The sequence below is a fragment of the uncultured Gordonia sp. genome (assembly GCF_937858515.1).
Classification (GTDB): Bacteria; Actinomycetota; Actinomycetes; order Mycobacteriales; family Mycobacteriaceae; genus Gordonia.
In genome coordinates this window covers 33,797-48,530 of the sequence record NZ_CALLZT010000120.1, presented here as the reverse complement: position 1 = coordinate 48,530, position 14,734 = coordinate 33,797, and the positions used below count along the sequence as shown (strand labels likewise).

Annotated in this window: 13 protein-coding genes; 5 read left to right on the top strand and 8 right to left on the bottom strand. The window is 68.6% G+C overall.

Annotated features, from left to right (window positions below; translation table 11 throughout):
- Positions 1-150: 150 nt before the first annotated feature.
- Entirely contained in the window at positions 151-1,167 is a 1,017-nt protein-coding gene (locus Q0627_RS10965) for a polysaccharide deacetylase family protein (protein WP_298809773.1), read from the bottom strand.
- Positions 1,164-1,484, bottom strand: a complete 321-nt coding sequence (locus tag Q0627_RS10960) for a hypothetical protein (protein WP_298809770.1) — start codon at positions 1,482-1,484, stop codon at positions 1,164-1,166. Before Q0627_RS10960 ends, Q0627_RS10965 begins: the two co-directional genes overlap by 4 nt.
- A 180-nt stretch (positions 1,485-1,664) precedes the next feature.
- Between Q0627_RS10960 and Q0627_RS10955 the strand changes: the two genes are divergently transcribed.
- Positions 1,665-2,648, top strand: coding sequence for a hypothetical protein (locus Q0627_RS10955; protein WP_298809765.1), 984 nt, complete (start codon positions 1,665-1,667; stop codon positions 2,646-2,648).
- Between the two features lie 8 nt (positions 2,649-2,656).
- Here Q0627_RS10955 and Q0627_RS10950 read toward each other — a convergent pair whose 3' ends face one another.
- The 4 genes from Q0627_RS10950 to Q0627_RS10935 are packed head-to-tail and all read right to left on the bottom strand — an operon-like array spanning position 2,657 to position 6,903.
- Positions 2,657-3,784: an acyl-CoA dehydrogenase family protein gene (locus Q0627_RS10950; RefSeq protein WP_298809762.1), complete on the bottom strand. Its 1,128-nt coding sequence runs from the start codon at positions 3,782-3,784 to the stop codon at positions 2,657-2,659.
- 25 nt (positions 3,785-3,809) lie between these two features.
- Positions 3,810-4,793: an acyl-CoA dehydrogenase family protein gene (locus Q0627_RS10945; protein WP_291016809.1), complete on the bottom strand. Its 984-nt coding sequence runs from the start codon at positions 4,791-4,793 to the stop codon at positions 3,810-3,812.
- A 12-nt stretch (positions 4,794-4,805) separates the two neighbouring features.
- On the bottom strand, positions 4,806-5,972 hold the full coding sequence (locus tag Q0627_RS10940; protein ID WP_298809759.1) for an acyl-CoA dehydrogenase family protein: 1,167 nt from the start codon (positions 5,970-5,972) through the stop codon (positions 4,806-4,808).
- A gap of 1 nt (position 5,973) precedes the next feature.
- On the bottom strand, positions 5,974-6,903 hold the full coding sequence (locus Q0627_RS10935; RefSeq protein WP_291017018.1) for an enoyl-CoA hydratase: 930 nt from the start codon (positions 6,901-6,903) through the stop codon (positions 5,974-5,976).
- A 121-nt stretch (positions 6,904-7,024) separates the two neighbouring features.
- Here Q0627_RS10935 and cysC point away from each other — a divergent pair, with 121 nt between their 5' ends.
- Together cysC and Q0627_RS10925 are read left to right on the top strand one after the other, a co-directional pair.
- Positions 7,025-7,621, top strand: coding sequence for an adenylyl-sulfate kinase (gene cysC / locus Q0627_RS10930; RefSeq protein WP_298809755.1), 597 nt, complete (start codon positions 7,025-7,027; stop codon positions 7,619-7,621).
- Between the two features lie 10 nt (positions 7,622-7,631).
- Entirely contained in the window at positions 7,632-8,402 is a 771-nt protein-coding gene (locus Q0627_RS10925; protein WP_291016997.1) for a 3'(2'),5'-bisphosphate nucleotidase CysQ, read from the top strand.
- Here Q0627_RS10925 and eccA read toward each other — a convergent pair.
- Positions 8,393-10,189, bottom strand: a complete 1,797-nt coding sequence (eccA, locus tag Q0627_RS10920) for a type VII secretion AAA-ATPase EccA (protein WP_298809751.1) — start codon at positions 10,187-10,189, stop codon at positions 8,393-8,395. The genes Q0627_RS10925 and eccA overlap by 10 nt on opposite strands.
- A 145-nt stretch (positions 10,190-10,334) precedes the next feature.
- On the opposite strand from eccA, the gene purL reads away from it, so the two are divergent.
- Complete coding sequence (gene purL / locus Q0627_RS10915) at positions 10,335-12,620, top strand: phosphoribosylformylglycinamidine synthase subunit PurL (RefSeq protein WP_298809748.1); 2,286 nt, start codon at positions 10,335-10,337, stop codon at positions 12,618-12,620.
- Positions 12,621-12,628: 8 nt separating this feature from the next.
- Here the strand turns inward: purL and Q0627_RS10910 are convergent, their stop codons facing one another.
- A complete protein-coding gene (locus Q0627_RS10910) occupies positions 12,629-13,462 on the bottom strand; it encodes a glycerophosphodiester phosphodiesterase family protein (protein ID WP_298809745.1) in 834 nt (277 codons plus the stop codon).
- A gap of 116 nt (positions 13,463-13,578) precedes the next feature.
- Between Q0627_RS10910 and Q0627_RS10905 the strand changes: the two genes are divergently transcribed.
- Positions 13,579-14,655 carry a diacylglycerol kinase gene (locus Q0627_RS10905; RefSeq protein WP_298809743.1) on the top strand — a complete coding sequence of 359 codons (1,077 nt, stop codon included), beginning with the start codon at positions 13,579-13,581 and terminating at the stop codon, positions 14,653-14,655.
- Positions 14,656-14,734: the final 79 nt, after the last annotated feature.

Below are 14,734 nucleotides of genomic sequence, written 5' to 3'. Positions count from 1 at the left end.
CGTTGCGATCCGGCTGGGGCCCTCGACGCGGCGCCTCCTCGCGGCGCGCCGCACGCTGAAGACGATCGCGACCGTCACCGTCACGCCGGCCGGCCGGTCGCCGGTGACGACCAGGACGAGCTACACACTGCGCGCGCCCGCGCGCTGAGGTCAGGCGCGCCCGGCGGGAAGCCGCGCGGCGACGGCGCCCCGGACCCGGCGCACCGCGGCCGCGGCGGACCTGCGCGCGGCGCCGGGCGGGTGCTGCCGCGCGCGCAGCCAGCGCTCGAAGTCGGCGCCGCCGATGTCGGGCGGGACGTGCCGCGGAATCTCGTGGACGCGCGTGCGCCGGGTCACGGACCGCGGATGGATCGCGCAGGCCCAGCCGAACCCGGCCTCGCGCACGATCGCGGCGGTCTGCGACGTGTACTCCACGCCGGGCTTGCCGAACGGGTAGGCGAAGCCGCGCACCGGGTGGTCGAGCTGGTCCTCGAGGTCGCGGAGGCTCCCCGTGATCTCCGCGCGCTGCACCTCCGGTGACTGGACGGCGAGCACGGGATGCGTGCGCGTGTGCGCGCCCACGTCGATCAGCCCGAGCCCGCGCAGCCGGCGCAGCTCGTCCACGTCCATGACCCGCAGCGTGTCGTCGCGCTGCAGCGGCCCGCGCCCGCGCCACGCGCGCAGCTCCGCGAGCACGGCCTGGATCTCTTCGAGCGGCCACGTGCGGATCCAGGCCCAGATCTCGATGCCGGCTCCGCTCGGGCCCCCGGGCCCGTCGAAGCGGAACGTGCGCGTCTCGCCGCGCCCCTGGAGCGTCACGACGGGCGACGGCGGCGGCCCGGTGAGGACCAGGTCGTCGAGCTCCTCCCACCAGACCGCGTCACGGGTGCCCGTGAACCCGGTCGTGACGAACACCGTCGCCGGGCCGCCCGCCCGCTCGAGCGCGGGCGCCGCCGACGCGAGGCTGTCGCGGTAGCCGTCGTCGAAGGTCACCGCGATCCCGCCGGGGCGCACGTCGCCGGCGCGGATCTCCGCGACGAGGTCGGCCAGGGCGAGCGGACGATGGGCGCGCATCACCTCGAGCTGCTCGGCGAAGTGTTCCGGCGTGACCGCCATGCCGAACGGGTCATGGTCGAGCCGCCCGACGCGGTGGTAGCAGAGCGCGATCGTCGCGGCGCGCGAGCTCACGCGTGCCTCCCCAGCAGCTCGACGTAGGTCGCCTCGACCGCGCGCGCCATCTCCGCCGCCGTGAACGCCGCCAGCGCCCGCCCGTGCCCGGCCGCGCCCATGGCGGCGCGCAGCCCGCCGTCGCCCGCGATCCGCCCGACGGCGGCGGCGAGCGCCGCTGCGTCCCCGGCGGGCACGAGCAGCCCGGTCTCCCCCTCGACGACCGCCTCGATCGCGGGGCGCGCCACGACGCTCGCCGCGACCGCAGCCGGAATCGTGTCCGCGTCCGTGCCGGACGGCGCCGCCGCGCGGGCGGGATCGACGGAAACGTCCCTCACTCTGGTTGAGAACCTTACTTCCGTGGACGTATAACGGCAATCCCGCGACGGACGGTTCGAGGAGGCAGCGATGCGGATGGCCCTCGCAGCGGTACTGGCGGTCCCGGGGGGGGGGGTCGCGCCCCCCGCCCGCGCCGCGCCGGCCCGCACCCCTCCGCCGGCCCGACGTCGCGGACGAGCGTGCCCGGTGTCAGCGACGCGACGTCGGTGGTGGCGGGCACCCGAGGTGCGTGCGCCGTCGCAGACGCAAAAGTGTTCTGCTGGGGCGAGAACGCCGCCGGGCAACTCGGCGACGGCACCACGGAGGATCGCGAAACACCCGTTCAGGCAGGGGATCTGACGGGTGTCACCGCGGTGTCGACCGATGCGGGCACCACCTGCGCGATCAGCGACGGCGCCGTCTACTGCTGGGGCAGCAACTCGTCCGGGCAACTGGGCAACGGGTCGGCCGACGACAGCTTAACCCCCGTCCGGGTGCCCGGATTGTCCGGCGTGACGGCGATTGCCACACACTCGGAGACCACCTGCGCGGTCGCCGGCGGTGCCGCCCATTGTTGGGGGCGCAATGACTCCGGACAGGTCGGCGACGGTACGACGGACAACCGCAGTGCACCGACCAGGGTGCCCGGACTGTCACGTGTCACCGCGATCTCGACGTCGCACGGGACCACCTGCGCCGTAGCGGATAAGACCGCACAGTGCTGGGGGCTGAATGAGGCAGGTCAGCTCGGAGACGGCTCAACCGACGAGCGTGCCACGATCGTCCAGGTCGCCGGACTGACCGATGTCAGCGCGATCGACGTCGGCTACAACGCCGTCTGCGCCATCGACGGCGGCACAGCCTATTGCTGGGGTCTGAACGAATCGGGTCAGCTCGGCGACGGCACCACCGAGAACCGCGGTACACCGACTCAGGTCGGCGACATCGGCTCGGCGACGTCGGTGTCGGCAGGTGTCGGACAGGCCTGCGCCGTCTCCGATGGGACCGGCTACTGCTGGGGCTACAACGGATTCGGCCAGCTCGGCGACGGCACCACCGAAGACCGCACCACCGCGGTCCGCGTCACCGACCTGTCGGGGCTACGCGCGATCGGTGCGGGTGAGGACACCACCTGCGCGGTGTCCGGTGGCAAGGTGTACTGCTGGGGCGAATTGGCGAGCTGACGCGTCAGTCAGGGCAGTAGTCGGCGCAGTGCCTCGTGTGGCTGCCCGAAGAGCTGCGAACTACCTTGTGCGCGTTTGAAATACAGGTGGATGTCGTGCTCCCAGGTGATACCGATGCCGCCGTGGATCTGGATGGCGTCGCCGGTGACCGAACTGAACGCCTCCGAGCAGTAGACGTGCGCGGACGCGGCGAGTGTCTCGGCGTCCGGCGCATCGTCGACGAGGGCCTCTATCGCGGCTCGGGCGACCGATCGTGCGGATTCCACCAGGACGTACATGTCGGCCATCCGGTGCTTGAGGGCCTGGAACGAGCCGATGGCGCGGCCGAACTGCTTGCGCACCTTGGCGTACTCGACGCTCAGGTCGAGAGCGGCCTGCGCGCCGCCGACCTGCTCGCACGCGAGCAGAGCCCATGCGCATGCTTGCAGCCGTGAAGGGAGGTCCGCTGCCGAAGCGACACCCTGGGCGGGTGCCTCGGAGAAGCTGACCGTAGCCAGAGGGCGGGTCGGGTCCACAGTCGGCAGGGCCTGCACCTGAACGCCGTCGGCGTCGGCGGCCACTACGTGCAGTGTCGGTTCGTGGCCGGGTCCGTCGGCGAGTACGACGAACAGGTCGGCGGATTCACCGTCGACCACATAGTGGGCGGTGCCCGACAGCAGGCCACCCTCGGCGATGACCCCCGGGGAGTTCCATCCGGCGGCTCCCGCCCAGCACACCGTTGCGGTTCTCCCACCCGAGGCGATGCCGGGCAAGATCTGCGCGGCCACGGCGTCGTCGCGGGCCAGCAGGAGCGCCACGGTCGCCAGGGCCGTCGAGAACGCCGGTACCGGTGACAGCGACCCACCCAGTTCCTCCAGGACGACGGCCGTTTCGGCGAGGCTCGCCCCGGCACCGTCGAACCTCTCCGGGATGAGGAGTGCGGCGACACCGATCTCCGTGCACAACGTCGACCAGAGTGGCTCGTCGGTGCGGCCGGGAAGGGTGGAGGCCTTGCGTACGGAATCCATTCCACCGCGCCGTCGCAGCAGGTCGGCGACGGAATCGCGGAGCGCTTCACGGTCGTCGGCCGATGCCGCCTCGCCCAGCGTCCCGGAGCGGGTACGAGCGGCCGACCGGTCGTCGATCGTGGTGTTCATGGCGCCTTCCTGCCTTGCGGAACTATCAGAGGGAGTCGAGGATTCGCTGCCGGTGCTGGGCGGGGGTGCCCCAGGCGCCGACGAGTGCCCGCGTCTTGGTCAGGTACAGCGACAGGTCGTGTTCGGCGGTGTAGCCGATGGCGCCGAGCACCTGCAGCGCCTGCCGGGACGCGAGGTAGGCGGCGTCGGCGGTGGCGACCTTCGCCGCGGAGATATCGGCGAGGACGTTCGTGCCCACCGGTACGAGGCCGTCGGCGCCGAGCGCGGCGGCGTGCACGAGGGGCCGCGCCATCTCCAGGGCGATCGCCACATCGGCCAGATGATGTTTGACCGCCTGGAATGATCCGATGGCGCGGCCGAACTGTTTGCGTGACTGCGCGTATTCGGCGGCCAGCGTCAGCATGGTCTGCCCGAGGCCGAGCAGGTAGGCGGCCGTGGCCAGTGCCCCGAGGTCCGCAGCCGAGACCGCCGCGTCCGGGAGGTTGACGTCCTCGACGAGGACGGTGTCCACGGCGACCGTCGAGACGGTCCGTGCCGGATCCACCGACGCCGCGGTCGAGGCGATCCGGGCCACCGAAAGTGTCCCGGAGGCAAGCAGATACACCTGTGCCGCGTTCGGCGCGTCGGCGGCGTTCGGCTGCCAGTGCTCGATCGCGCACGAGACCGGTGTCCCTTCGGCGAGCGGGGCGAGCCGCTGGTGCAGGCCGCAATCGCCGAGGAGCTTCGGTGCCACCGCCAGGCTTTCGACGATCGGTCCGGGCATACCGTGACGTCCGAGTTGTTCCATCGCCACCACCAGTTCGGTGACCCCGGCCCCCGATCCGCCGTGTTCCTCGTCGATGACGAGACCGCAGATGCCTGCCTCGGCAAGCTGACTCAGCACCGGGGTGGCCGATGCCGGATCACCGGCCGCGTAGGCGCGGATGACCGTGGGCATGTCGGCCTTGGTGAGGATGGCGTCGACGGTCGAGGCCAGATCCGAATGAATGTCGGAGAGCAGAAAATCCATGGGGATGGTCCTTTACCGGTCGCCGCGGGGCAGGCCGAGGAGTCGTTCGGCGATCACATTGCGCTGAATCTCATTGGTACCGGCGTAGATCGGCCCAGACAGCGAGAACAAGTAACCGTCGGTCCATTCGTCGGCGATCTCGGCGTCGGTGCCCTGCAGGTCGAGTGCGGTCTCCTGGGCGGCGATGTCCCACTGCGACCAGAACACCTTGTTGATCGACGATTCCATGCCGAGTTGTCCGCCCGCGGCGAGCCTGCTGACGGTCTGATAGGTCGACAGTTCGTAGGCGCGGGAGCCGATCCAGGCGTCGGCGACGCGACGATCGACATCGGCCGCGGCCGGAACCTCGGTGCGGTTACGTTTCCACAGATCCACCAACCGGTCGGTGGTAGCCAGGAAGCGGCCCGGGGCCCGCAGTGACAGGCCACGTTCGTTGGCGGCGGTGCTCATCGCGACGCGCCAGCCGTTGTTGACCTCACCGATCACCCCGGACTCGGCCGGGTTCGCCGGATCGTCGGGCACGAACACGTTCTCCAGGAACAACTCCGCGAAACCGGGCTCGCCGTCGAGCTGGGCGATCGGGCGCACGGTGACGCCGGGACTGCGCAGATCGAACATGAAGTAGGTGATGCCCTTGTGTCGCTGGGCGTCCCTGTCGGAGCGGAATAGTCCGAACGCCCAGTCTGCGAAGCTCGACCGCGAACTCCACGTCTTCTGGCCGTTGAGCAGCCAGCCGCCCTCGGTGCGGGTGGCCGTTGAACGGAGCGATGCCAGGTCGCTGCCCGACTCGGGCTCACTCCACGCCTGGCCCCAGATGTCGTCGGCGCGGGCCATCCGCGGCATGATCCGGTCCAGCTGAGCCTTCGACGCGTGTTCGAAAAGCGTTGGGGCGAGCAGGAAGATACCGTTCTGGCTGACCCGGCCCGGGGCGCCCGACCGGAAATACTCCTCCTCGAAGATCACCCAGTGCAGCAGGGGAGCGTTCCGGCCGCCGTATTCTTCCGGCCAGCTCACCACCGACATACGGTCGGCGGCCATCGTCGCCTCCCACTCGCGGTGCGCCTCAAAGCCTGCGGCGGTGTCCATCGACGGCAGTGCGGTGCGGGGCGCGTGTTTGGTCAGCCAGGCGCGGACCTCGGCGCGAAATTCGTCCGCGGCGGAATCGAAAAGCAGATCCATCTCAGTTCCCCGAAGCCGTGGTTGCCGAAGCCGCTGTAGCCGAAGCCTTCATGGACTTGGCATCCATACCGCCGAGTGAATCCCCGCCCGAGGCCTCGGAATTGGCGGCGTGGGCGTAGTGATGCCAGCCGAACACCGAATCCATCGAATTGCGCAGACCCATATTGTCCTCGCAGATGTTGACGGCCTTCTTGGACAGGAACAGTCCCTGCATCGGCATCGCCACCATCTTGGCGGCGAGCTCATCGACCTTGCCGGCCAGATCGTCGCGCGGCACAACATGATTGACCATGCCCCAGTCAGCGGCCTGTGCGGCGGTGAACCGGTCGCCGGTCATCAGGATCTCCTTGGCGCGGCGCGGGCCGAGGACGAAGGCGTGGGCGAAGTATTCGACCCCCGGAATGCCCATGCGTGCCACCGGATCGGAGAAGAACGCGTCGTCGGAGGCGACGATGAAGTCACAGATCCAGGCCAGCATCAGCCCGCCCGCGATGCATGCGCCATGCACCTGCGCGATCACCGGTTTGGGGATGTCGCGCCAGCGCCGGCACATCCCCATGTACACCTCGATCTCCCGTGCCAGCCGCTGATCGGCACCTTGCTTATCGGTGTGATCCCAATGCAGCGTGGCCACGTTGTCGTAGAAGGTGTCGAAGTCGCGTTCGGGGGTGCCGATGTCGTGGCCGGCCGAGAAATGCTTGCCGTTGGCCCGCAGCACGATGACCTTCACCGACGCGTCGTCCACGGCCTTGCCGAACGCGGCGTCCAACGAGTACGTCATCACCGAGTTCTGGGCGTTGCGGTACTCGGGCCGGTTCAGCGTCACATAGGCGACCGCGCCGTCGGGTCCGCCCGTCTCGTACGCGACGGGAGTGGTGTCCGGGCCGAGATCGTCGCGACCCAGCGCTGGGGGAATGACGCTTTCACTCATGCCCCCGAGCGTAACCTAGCAAGTGCTTGGTTGGTAGATCGGGCTGCTTCGGCTTCGCCCCGGCGGTGTCGCTGTGTCACAGTCATGGGGTGAAGCGACGGACCGGCGGAAGGATTCCCGCATGACCGGCTCGGGCGGCAATATCGTCTGGCAGTCGAGCAAGGTCTCTCGTTCGCAACGACCGCATCAGGGCGCGACGCTGTGGCTGACCGGGCTGTCCGGGTCGGGCAAGTCGTCGCTGGCCATCGAGCTGGAGCGGTGCCTCGTCGCCGCGGGAGCGCCCGCGTACCTGATGGACGGCGATAATCTCCGCCATGGTTTGAACTCCGATCTGGGTTTCTCCGACGACGATCGCCGCGAGAACATCCGCCGCACCAGCGAGGTCGCGGCGTTGTTCGCCGACTCCGGCGCTATCGCGATTGTGGGGCTGATCAGCCCGTTCGCCTCCGAACGACAACGCGCACGCGAGATTCACGCCGAACGTGGCCTGCCGTTTCACGAGATCTTTCTCGACACACCGATCACCGAGTGCGAGCGACGGGACCCCAAGGGGCTGTACGCGCGTGCGCGGCGCGGGGAGATTCCGCATTTCACCGGAATAGACTCGCCGTACGAGGCGCCCCAGCACGCGAACATCGTCGTCACCCCGGCCGACGGAACACCGACCGAGGTCGCCGAGTCCGTGCTCGACCGGCTGGGTCTGGGCCGCAACCGCTGAAGGAGAATCGGTGTCATCGGAACGTCTTGACGATCGGGCGCTGGCGGGCGAGCTGGCCACCGCAGCCGGACAGTTGTTGCTGCAAGTGCGCTCGGACAGTGGGCTGTCGGGCAAGGAACTCGGGGACGCGGGCGACCTGCGCGCCAATGACCTGCTGCTGTCGCGGCTGGCCGCCGACCGCCCCGGTGATCTCGTGCTGTCCGAGGAATCCACCGACGACAAGCGCAGGCTCACGGCGTCGCGGGTGTGGATCGTCGACCCGCTCGACGGGACCCGCGAGTACCGGACGCCGGGTCATTCGGACTGGGCCGTGCATGTGGCGTTGTGGTCGGCGGGCCGGTTGATCGCCGGGGCGGTGGCCCTGCCCGCGCTCGGCATCACCTATGTCGATGACGACGCACCTATCGAGCCTGTCGCCGGTCTGCTTCCGCCTCCCGCCGATGACCGGCTGCGCGTGGTGGTGAGCGGGTCCCGTCCGCCCGCCTTCTCGGACGTGGTCGCCGAGGCCGTCGGTGGTGTGGTCGCGCCGCTGGGGTCGGCCGGGGCCAAAGCCATGGCCGTCGTGCGCGGCGAGGCCGCGGCGTATGTACATGCAGGCGGGCAGTACGAATGGGATTCGGCGGCGCCGGTCGCGGTGGCGCAGGCACAGGGCCTGTGGTGCGGCCGCATCGACGGTTCGCAGCTGGTCTACAACAACGACGACACCTACCTGCCGGACCTGATCATCTGTCGGCCCGAGTTGACCGACGCTATCGTCGGGGTGACTTCCCGCTATTCGTAACTGAATTCGGGTGTTCGGCTTTGTCCGGTGAGTTGCGCCAGCGCCGCGCGGATGTCGGCGGCGTCGATGCACATGAGATCCTCGTGGGTAAGGGTGCCGAGATCGTCGCGGTCGGAGAGCCGGAATTCGCGTTCTTCCTCGGCGGTTTCGATGACGTTGCGGATGAACCGGCCGTTGCCGACGATGTCGATGCCGCGGCGCAATCCTGAAGCGGTCGGGCGAATCTCGGAACACAGCGCGGCACAGGCCCGTTCGAGTTCCACCAGGGCGTCGGTGGTGAGGGCTGAATCGCGGCCGGCGGCGATGTGCGAACCGATGTCGGCCAATTCGGTGGGGGAGTACGAAGCAAACCGGATGCGCCGCGAAAACCGTGATGCCAGACCGTCATTGGCGCCGAGAAAGCGGTCGATTTCGTCGTCGTAACCGGCGATGATCACCACCAGCCGGTCGCGGTCGTTTTCCATCCGCGCCAGTAGCGTGTCGACGGCCTCCCGGCCGAACGCGTCGCCACCGGAAAGTCCTTCCTGGATAAGCGTGTATGCCTCGTCGATGAACAGCACCCCGTCGAGTGCGGAGTCGATCACCTCGGAGGTCTTGATGGCGGTGCTGCCCAGATGCTGGCCGACCAGATCGCCGCGGCCGACCTCGACGACCTTGTCGGACTTGATGAATCCCAGCCCGCAGTACATGGCGGCGACGATGCGGGCGACGGTGGTCTTGCCGGTGCCGGGTGGGCCGGTGAACGCCAGATGCAGGCTGCGTGCCGCCGTCGACAGGCCGCGATCAGAACGCAACCGTGCCATCGTCGCCGCAGAACGCAGCTTGGCCACTTGCAGTTTCACCTCGTCGAGCCCGATCTGCGTGTCGAGCCGGCGCTGGGCCCGATCCACCAGGTCGTCGTCGGTTCCGGCGTGGCTCGCCGCGGGCTCGCCGCCGGCTTCCGTCGGGGCGGGGGGGTCGGGGGTCCACGGGTCGATACGGGCATCGATGTCGGTGGCACTGGTGATCACGAGCCGGTACGCGGGTGACCGCAGCGCGTCGGTGGCCGGGCCGAAGCCCGGGTCGCGGGCGTAGACCTGCTGAAACCGGCTCAGCGCCTCGGTTTCCTGGCCCTGTTCACGCAACGCCATCCCGGTGGTGAACAGGGCCTGGGTGGCCAGGGCCGGAACGGGTCCGGAGAGCACATCGGACAGCTGCCGCATCCCCTCGTCGAACATGCCGAGTTGCACGCACGCGGTGCCGGTCATGAATTGTGCTGCGCAGCCCAGCACCGGATCGGGCCACGCCGCTGCTGGTGACAGCGTTGTCAGTACGTGATTCCACCGGCCGGTGGCGAACTGCAGCACCCCGCGGACCAGGTCGATGATCGGGATATTGTCCGCTACCTGTGACAACACGTCGTCGGCACCGGCCGGATCGCTGCCCCGGACGAGAGTCGCCGCATATGCGGCGGTGGCTTCGAGGGCATCGGCGAGCGGATAGTCGATGCCGATGGTGGTGTCCCAGCGCCCGGCCAGGATGCGCTGGGGGAGCCGCAGTCTGCGCTGCTCACGGCCGATGGCGTCCCGGTGCAAGTAGAGGGCGGCTATCACCTCGTCGGTGCTCTCGCCGCACGCCATCCGGCCCAGCCAGGCGTCGGCCATCGCCGGATCCCACTGGCTGGCCCGGGTGAATGCGCGTGCGGCCTGCGCACGGTCGTTCACCGGGTCCTGGCCGTCGACGGGAATACCGAGCGACAGAACACCGAGATCGAACAGTTGCCGAGCCCTGTGCGCGGCCTGCGTCATGAGTCCCCCAGTCTGCTTCCCGGACGGCCGCGCACCCCTTCGCGGCCCCGTCACACCCTACGGGCGAATCGCCCGAAACCACCAGTGGCTTATCCACAGGGTGCGTGGGAAGCCCCACCCCGCGGCACCCACTAGACTGACGCGGGTGAGTGCACAGGTGGATACCGTCTCAGCCGCTGCCCAGACCCCCGACCATCCGCAGCCGTTCCGCGAGCTAGGCCTCAAGGACGACGAGTACGACCGGATCAAGGAGATCCTCGGGCGCCGCCCCACCGACGCCGAACTGGCCATGTATTCGGTGATGTGGTCCGAGCACTGCAGCTACAAGTCGTCCAAGGTGCACCTGCGCTACTTCGGGGAGACCACCACCGACGAGATGCGGGCCTCGATGCTCGCCGGTATCGGCGAGAACGCCGGCGTCGTCGACATCGGCGACGGTTGGGCGGTCACCTTCAAGGTCGAGTCGCACAACCATCCGAGCTACGTCGAGCCGTACCAGGGTGCGGCCACCGGCGTGGGTGGCATCGTCCGCGACATCATGGCGATGGGCGCGCGGCCGATCGCGGTCATGGACCAGCTGCGGTTCGGTGCCGCCGATGCCCCCGACACCCGGCGCGTTGTCGACGGTGTGGTGCGCGGTGTGGGCGGTTACGGCAACTCCCTCGGCCTGCCCAATGTGGGTGGCGAGACGGTGTTCGACGCCTCGTATGCGGGTAATCCGCTGGTCAACGCGCTGTGCGCGGGCGTGCTGCGGGTGGAGGATCTGCACCTGGCGTTCGCCTCGGGTGCGGGCAACAAGATCATCCTGTTCGGTGCGCGCACCGGCCTCGACGGCATCGGTGGTGTGTCGGTGCTGGCGTCGGAGACCTTCGACGACAGCGAGGAGGACGGGCCGAACCGCAAGAAACTGCCGAGTGTTCAGGTGGGCGATCCGTTCACCGAGAAGGTGCTCATCGAATGCTGCCTGGAGCTGTACCACGCCGGTCTCGTCGTGGGCATTCAGGATCTCGGTGGCGCCGGATTGTCGTGCGCCACTTCAGAACTCGCTGCCGCCGGTGACGGTGGCATGCACATCGACCTCGAGAAGGTGCCGATGCGCGCCACCGGGATGACCCCGGCGGAGGTGCTCTCCAGCGAATCCCAGGAACGCATGTGCGCGGTCGTGACACCTGACAATGTCGACGCGTTCATGGCGGTGTGCCGCAAGTGGGACGTGCTGGCGACCGACATCGGTGAGGTCACCGACGGCGACCATCTGGTCATCACCTGGCACGGAGAGACCGTCGTCGACGTGCCGCCGCGCACAGTCGCGCACGACGGTCCCGTCTACGAGCGTCCCGTCGCCCGGCCCGACTGGCAGGACGAGGTGATCGCGTCGTCGAGCGCCGGTCTGGCACGGCCGTCCACCTCCGATGAGCTGCGCGAAACGCTGCTGACGATGCTGGCCTCGCCCGCGCTGTGCAGCCGCAAATTCATCACCGAGCAGTACGACCGGTACGTGCGCGGCAACACCGTGCTCGCCGAACACGCCGACTCCGGCGTGGTGCGCATCGACGAGGAAACCGGCCTCGGTATCGCCCTGGCCACCGACGCGTCGGGCCGCTACACCTACCTCGACCCGTACCGCGGCGCGCAGCTCGCGCTCGCCGAGGCCTACCGCAATGTGTCGGTCACCGGCGCCACCCCGAAGGCCGTCACCAACTGCCTCAACTTCGGTTCCCCCGAGGACCCAGCGGTGATGTGGCAGTTCCAGCAGGCCGTCCGCGGCCTCGCTGACGGCTGCGCACAGCTAGGCATCCCGGTGACCGGCGGCAACGTCAGCTTCTACAACCAGACCGGATCCACTCCGATCCTCCCGACACCCGTCATCGGCGTGCTGGGCGTGATCGACGACGTCCGCCGCCGCACCCCCACCGGCTTCGGCACCGAACCGGGCGAAACGCTGATCCTGCTCGGCGACACCCACGACGAATTCGACGGGTCGATCTGGGCGCAGGTCGCCCACGATCACCTCGGCGGCGTCCCGCCGCAGGTCGACCTCGAACGTGAACGGCTCCTCTCGCAGATCCTCGTCGCCGGTTCGCGCGACGGCCTCATCTCGGCCGCCCACGACCTGTCCGAGGGCGGTCTGATCCAGGCCGTCGTAGAGTCGGCGCTGGCCGGTGAGACCGGTGCCCGCGTCCTGCTGCCCGAGGGCGCCGACCCGTTCGTCTGGCTGTTCTCCGAATCCGCCGGCCGCGTCCTCGTCGCCGTCCCCCGCACAGAGGAATCCCGCTTCTGCGGCATGCTCAACGCCCGCCAGATGCCATGGACCCGCATCGGCGTCGTCGACCAGGGCAGCGACTCGGTCGAGGTTCAAGACCACTTCTCGATCACCCTCGCCGAGCTCCGTCAGGTTCACGAGTCCACCCTCCCCACCCTCTTCGGCTGAACGGGCGACTACGCGAACCTGGCGACGAGGCGTTCGGGGTCGTCTGTGGTGATCTGGTCGGCTTGCAGGGCGAGCAGGCGGGTGATGGTGCGGCGGGAGAACAGGTTGACGCGGCGGACCGTGTAGGTGTCGACTGTGCGGCCTGCCGCGTGGAAGGCGCCGATCAGGTCGACGCCGCGGTCGTCGGCTCGCAGGACCAGCTTCTTGTCGAGGTAGACCATCTCCGCTCGCGGGGAGGCGTCGACGGCGTTCGCGACGAACTCGTCGAATCGTCCCGAGGTGAGTACCTGTTTGACGGCGCCGTCGTGACATGGGTCGTAACCGACGCGGATTCCTGGTGCGGCGCTTGTCAATTCACTAACGGCCACAGCGTCGCCGCACGAGAGGATCATGTGCCGGGCGATGGGGGCGACGGCGTCGGCGAAGGTCTGCAACGCCCTGTCGTCGAGGGCGGATGCGGTCTCCTTGAAATCGAGCTGGAGCAGGGCGTCGGGGTGAATCGTGGTGGTGCGCAAGGCGTCGGCGAGGTCCTCGAGCAGCAGGACCGGTTCGTCGATGCGGCGGCGGCGATTGTCCACGAGCGACATGGCGCGCAGTTGGTTGGCGCCGAGCGTGCGGACGTTGCCGCGCCCGGTGGTCGCATGGGCCACATCGAGATCGTGCAGGACCGCGAAACCGCGGTCGGCGTGCACCACAAGATCGATCTCGACGCTCGCACCGACTGTCATCCCCTCGCGGATCCGGGTCGCGGTGAACACCGGGTCCGCAGCCCTGCGCCGGGCACGATGCCACTTGATCCGGGTCACGTGGCCGTCGCGTACCACGGTTGTCGGTGCGTTCATCGTCGCCACGATAGCCTGAGTGTGCCGCTGAACCCGGAAACCGGGACTGATCGCACGGTGACCCTCGACTCCGCGAACACTCGACATGACGGTGAAACGTGTTCTAGTTTTGGGTGATGAGTCTTCGCGTGGTCGTCTGGTCGACCGGAACCGTCGGAAAGCATGCCATCGCCGTCATCGACGGCCATCCGGATCTTGAACTGGTCGGGGTGTGGGTGTCGAGTGAGGCGAAGGCCGGTCAGGATGCCGGACGGCTGGCAGGCCTGGACCGAGATCTCGGGGTGGTCGCCACCAACGACCGGGATGCGCTGCTGGCGCTGCGTCCGGATTGCATCGTGCACGCGGCCATGACCGACGACCGGGTACCCGAGGCCATCGAGGATCTGATCGGATTCGCCGAGGCGGGCATCAATGTGGTGTCGAGTGGTCCGGTGATCCTGCAATTCCCGTACGACGTACTGCCGGATGCGTACATTGCCCGTATCGACACCGCCGCCAAGGCGGGTGGGGTGAGTATCCACGTCAACGGAATCGATCCCGGATTCGCCAATGATGCTCTGCCGCTTGCCATGACGAGCCTGTCACAGCGTATCGACGAGCTGCGCTGTCAGGAGATCGCCGACTACTCCACCTACTACCAACCCGTCGTGATGAGTGAGTTGTTCGGCTTCGGCAAACCGATGGACGCTACACCGCCGCTGGTGGTGCCGCAGGTCCTCACCCTCGCCTGGGGCAGTGTGGTGCGCCAGCTCGCCGCCGGGCTCGGCGTTACGCTGGACGAGCCGCTCGACGTTCGCGTCGAACGTGTTGCGGCTGACAGGGATTACTCGACGGTGTCGGTAGAGATCGCCGAGGGGACCCAGGCCGCACTGCGTTTCGAGGTGGCGGGGCAGGTAAACGGGACCGATCGCATTGTGCTCGAACACTACACACGAACCCACCCCGACCAGTGCCCGCACTGGCCTACGCCCGCCGAGGGCGATGGTTGCTATCGAATCCTGATCTCCGGCGAACCGCACATGGCCGTCGAGTTCACCCACCACGGCGAGCGCGGCGACCACAACGTGTCCGGCATGATCGTCACCGCCGCCCGCCTGGTCAATTCCGTTGCCGCCGTGGTGGATGCGAAACCCGGCCTGATCACCGCCCTCGACCTCCCGCTCATCACGGGTAGGGGCCTGGTCGCGTCATGATCGTGTGGTCACCGGACCCTTCGAGACGCGGTCGGCTCCTTCGTCGCGCGACTGCTCCTCAGGGATCAAGATGCCGGGC

Coding starts and splice junctions, on each gene's coding strand:
- Q0627_RS10940 (WP_298809759.1), bottom strand. CDS start 5,972: ATGGATCTGCTTTTCGATTCCGCCGCGGACGAATTTCGCGCCGAGGTC.
- Q0627_RS10950 (WP_298809762.1), bottom strand. CDS start 3,784: ATGAACACCACGATCGACGACCGGTCGGCCGCTCGTACCCGCTCCGGG.
- eccA (WP_298809751.1), bottom strand. CDS start 10,189: ATGACGCAGGCCGCGCACAGGGCTCGGCAACTGTTCGATCTCGGTGTT.
- Q0627_RS10905 (WP_298809743.1), top strand. CDS start 13,579: ATGAGTCTTCGCGTGGTCGTCTGGTCGACCGGAACCGTCGGAAAGCAT.
- Q0627_RS10935 (WP_291017018.1), bottom strand. CDS start 6,903: ATGAGTGAAAGCGTCATTCCCCCAGCGCTGGGTCGCGACGATCTCGGC.
- cysC (WP_298809755.1), top strand. CDS start 7,025: ATGACCGGCTCGGGCGGCAATATCGTCTGGCAGTCGAGCAAGGTCTCT.
- Q0627_RS10910 (WP_298809745.1), bottom strand. CDS start 13,462: ATGAACGCACCGACAACCGTGGTACGCGACGGCCACGTGACCCGGATC.
- Q0627_RS10945 (WP_291016809.1), bottom strand. CDS start 4,793: ATGGATTTTCTGCTCTCCGACATTCATTCGGATCTGGCCTCGACCGTC.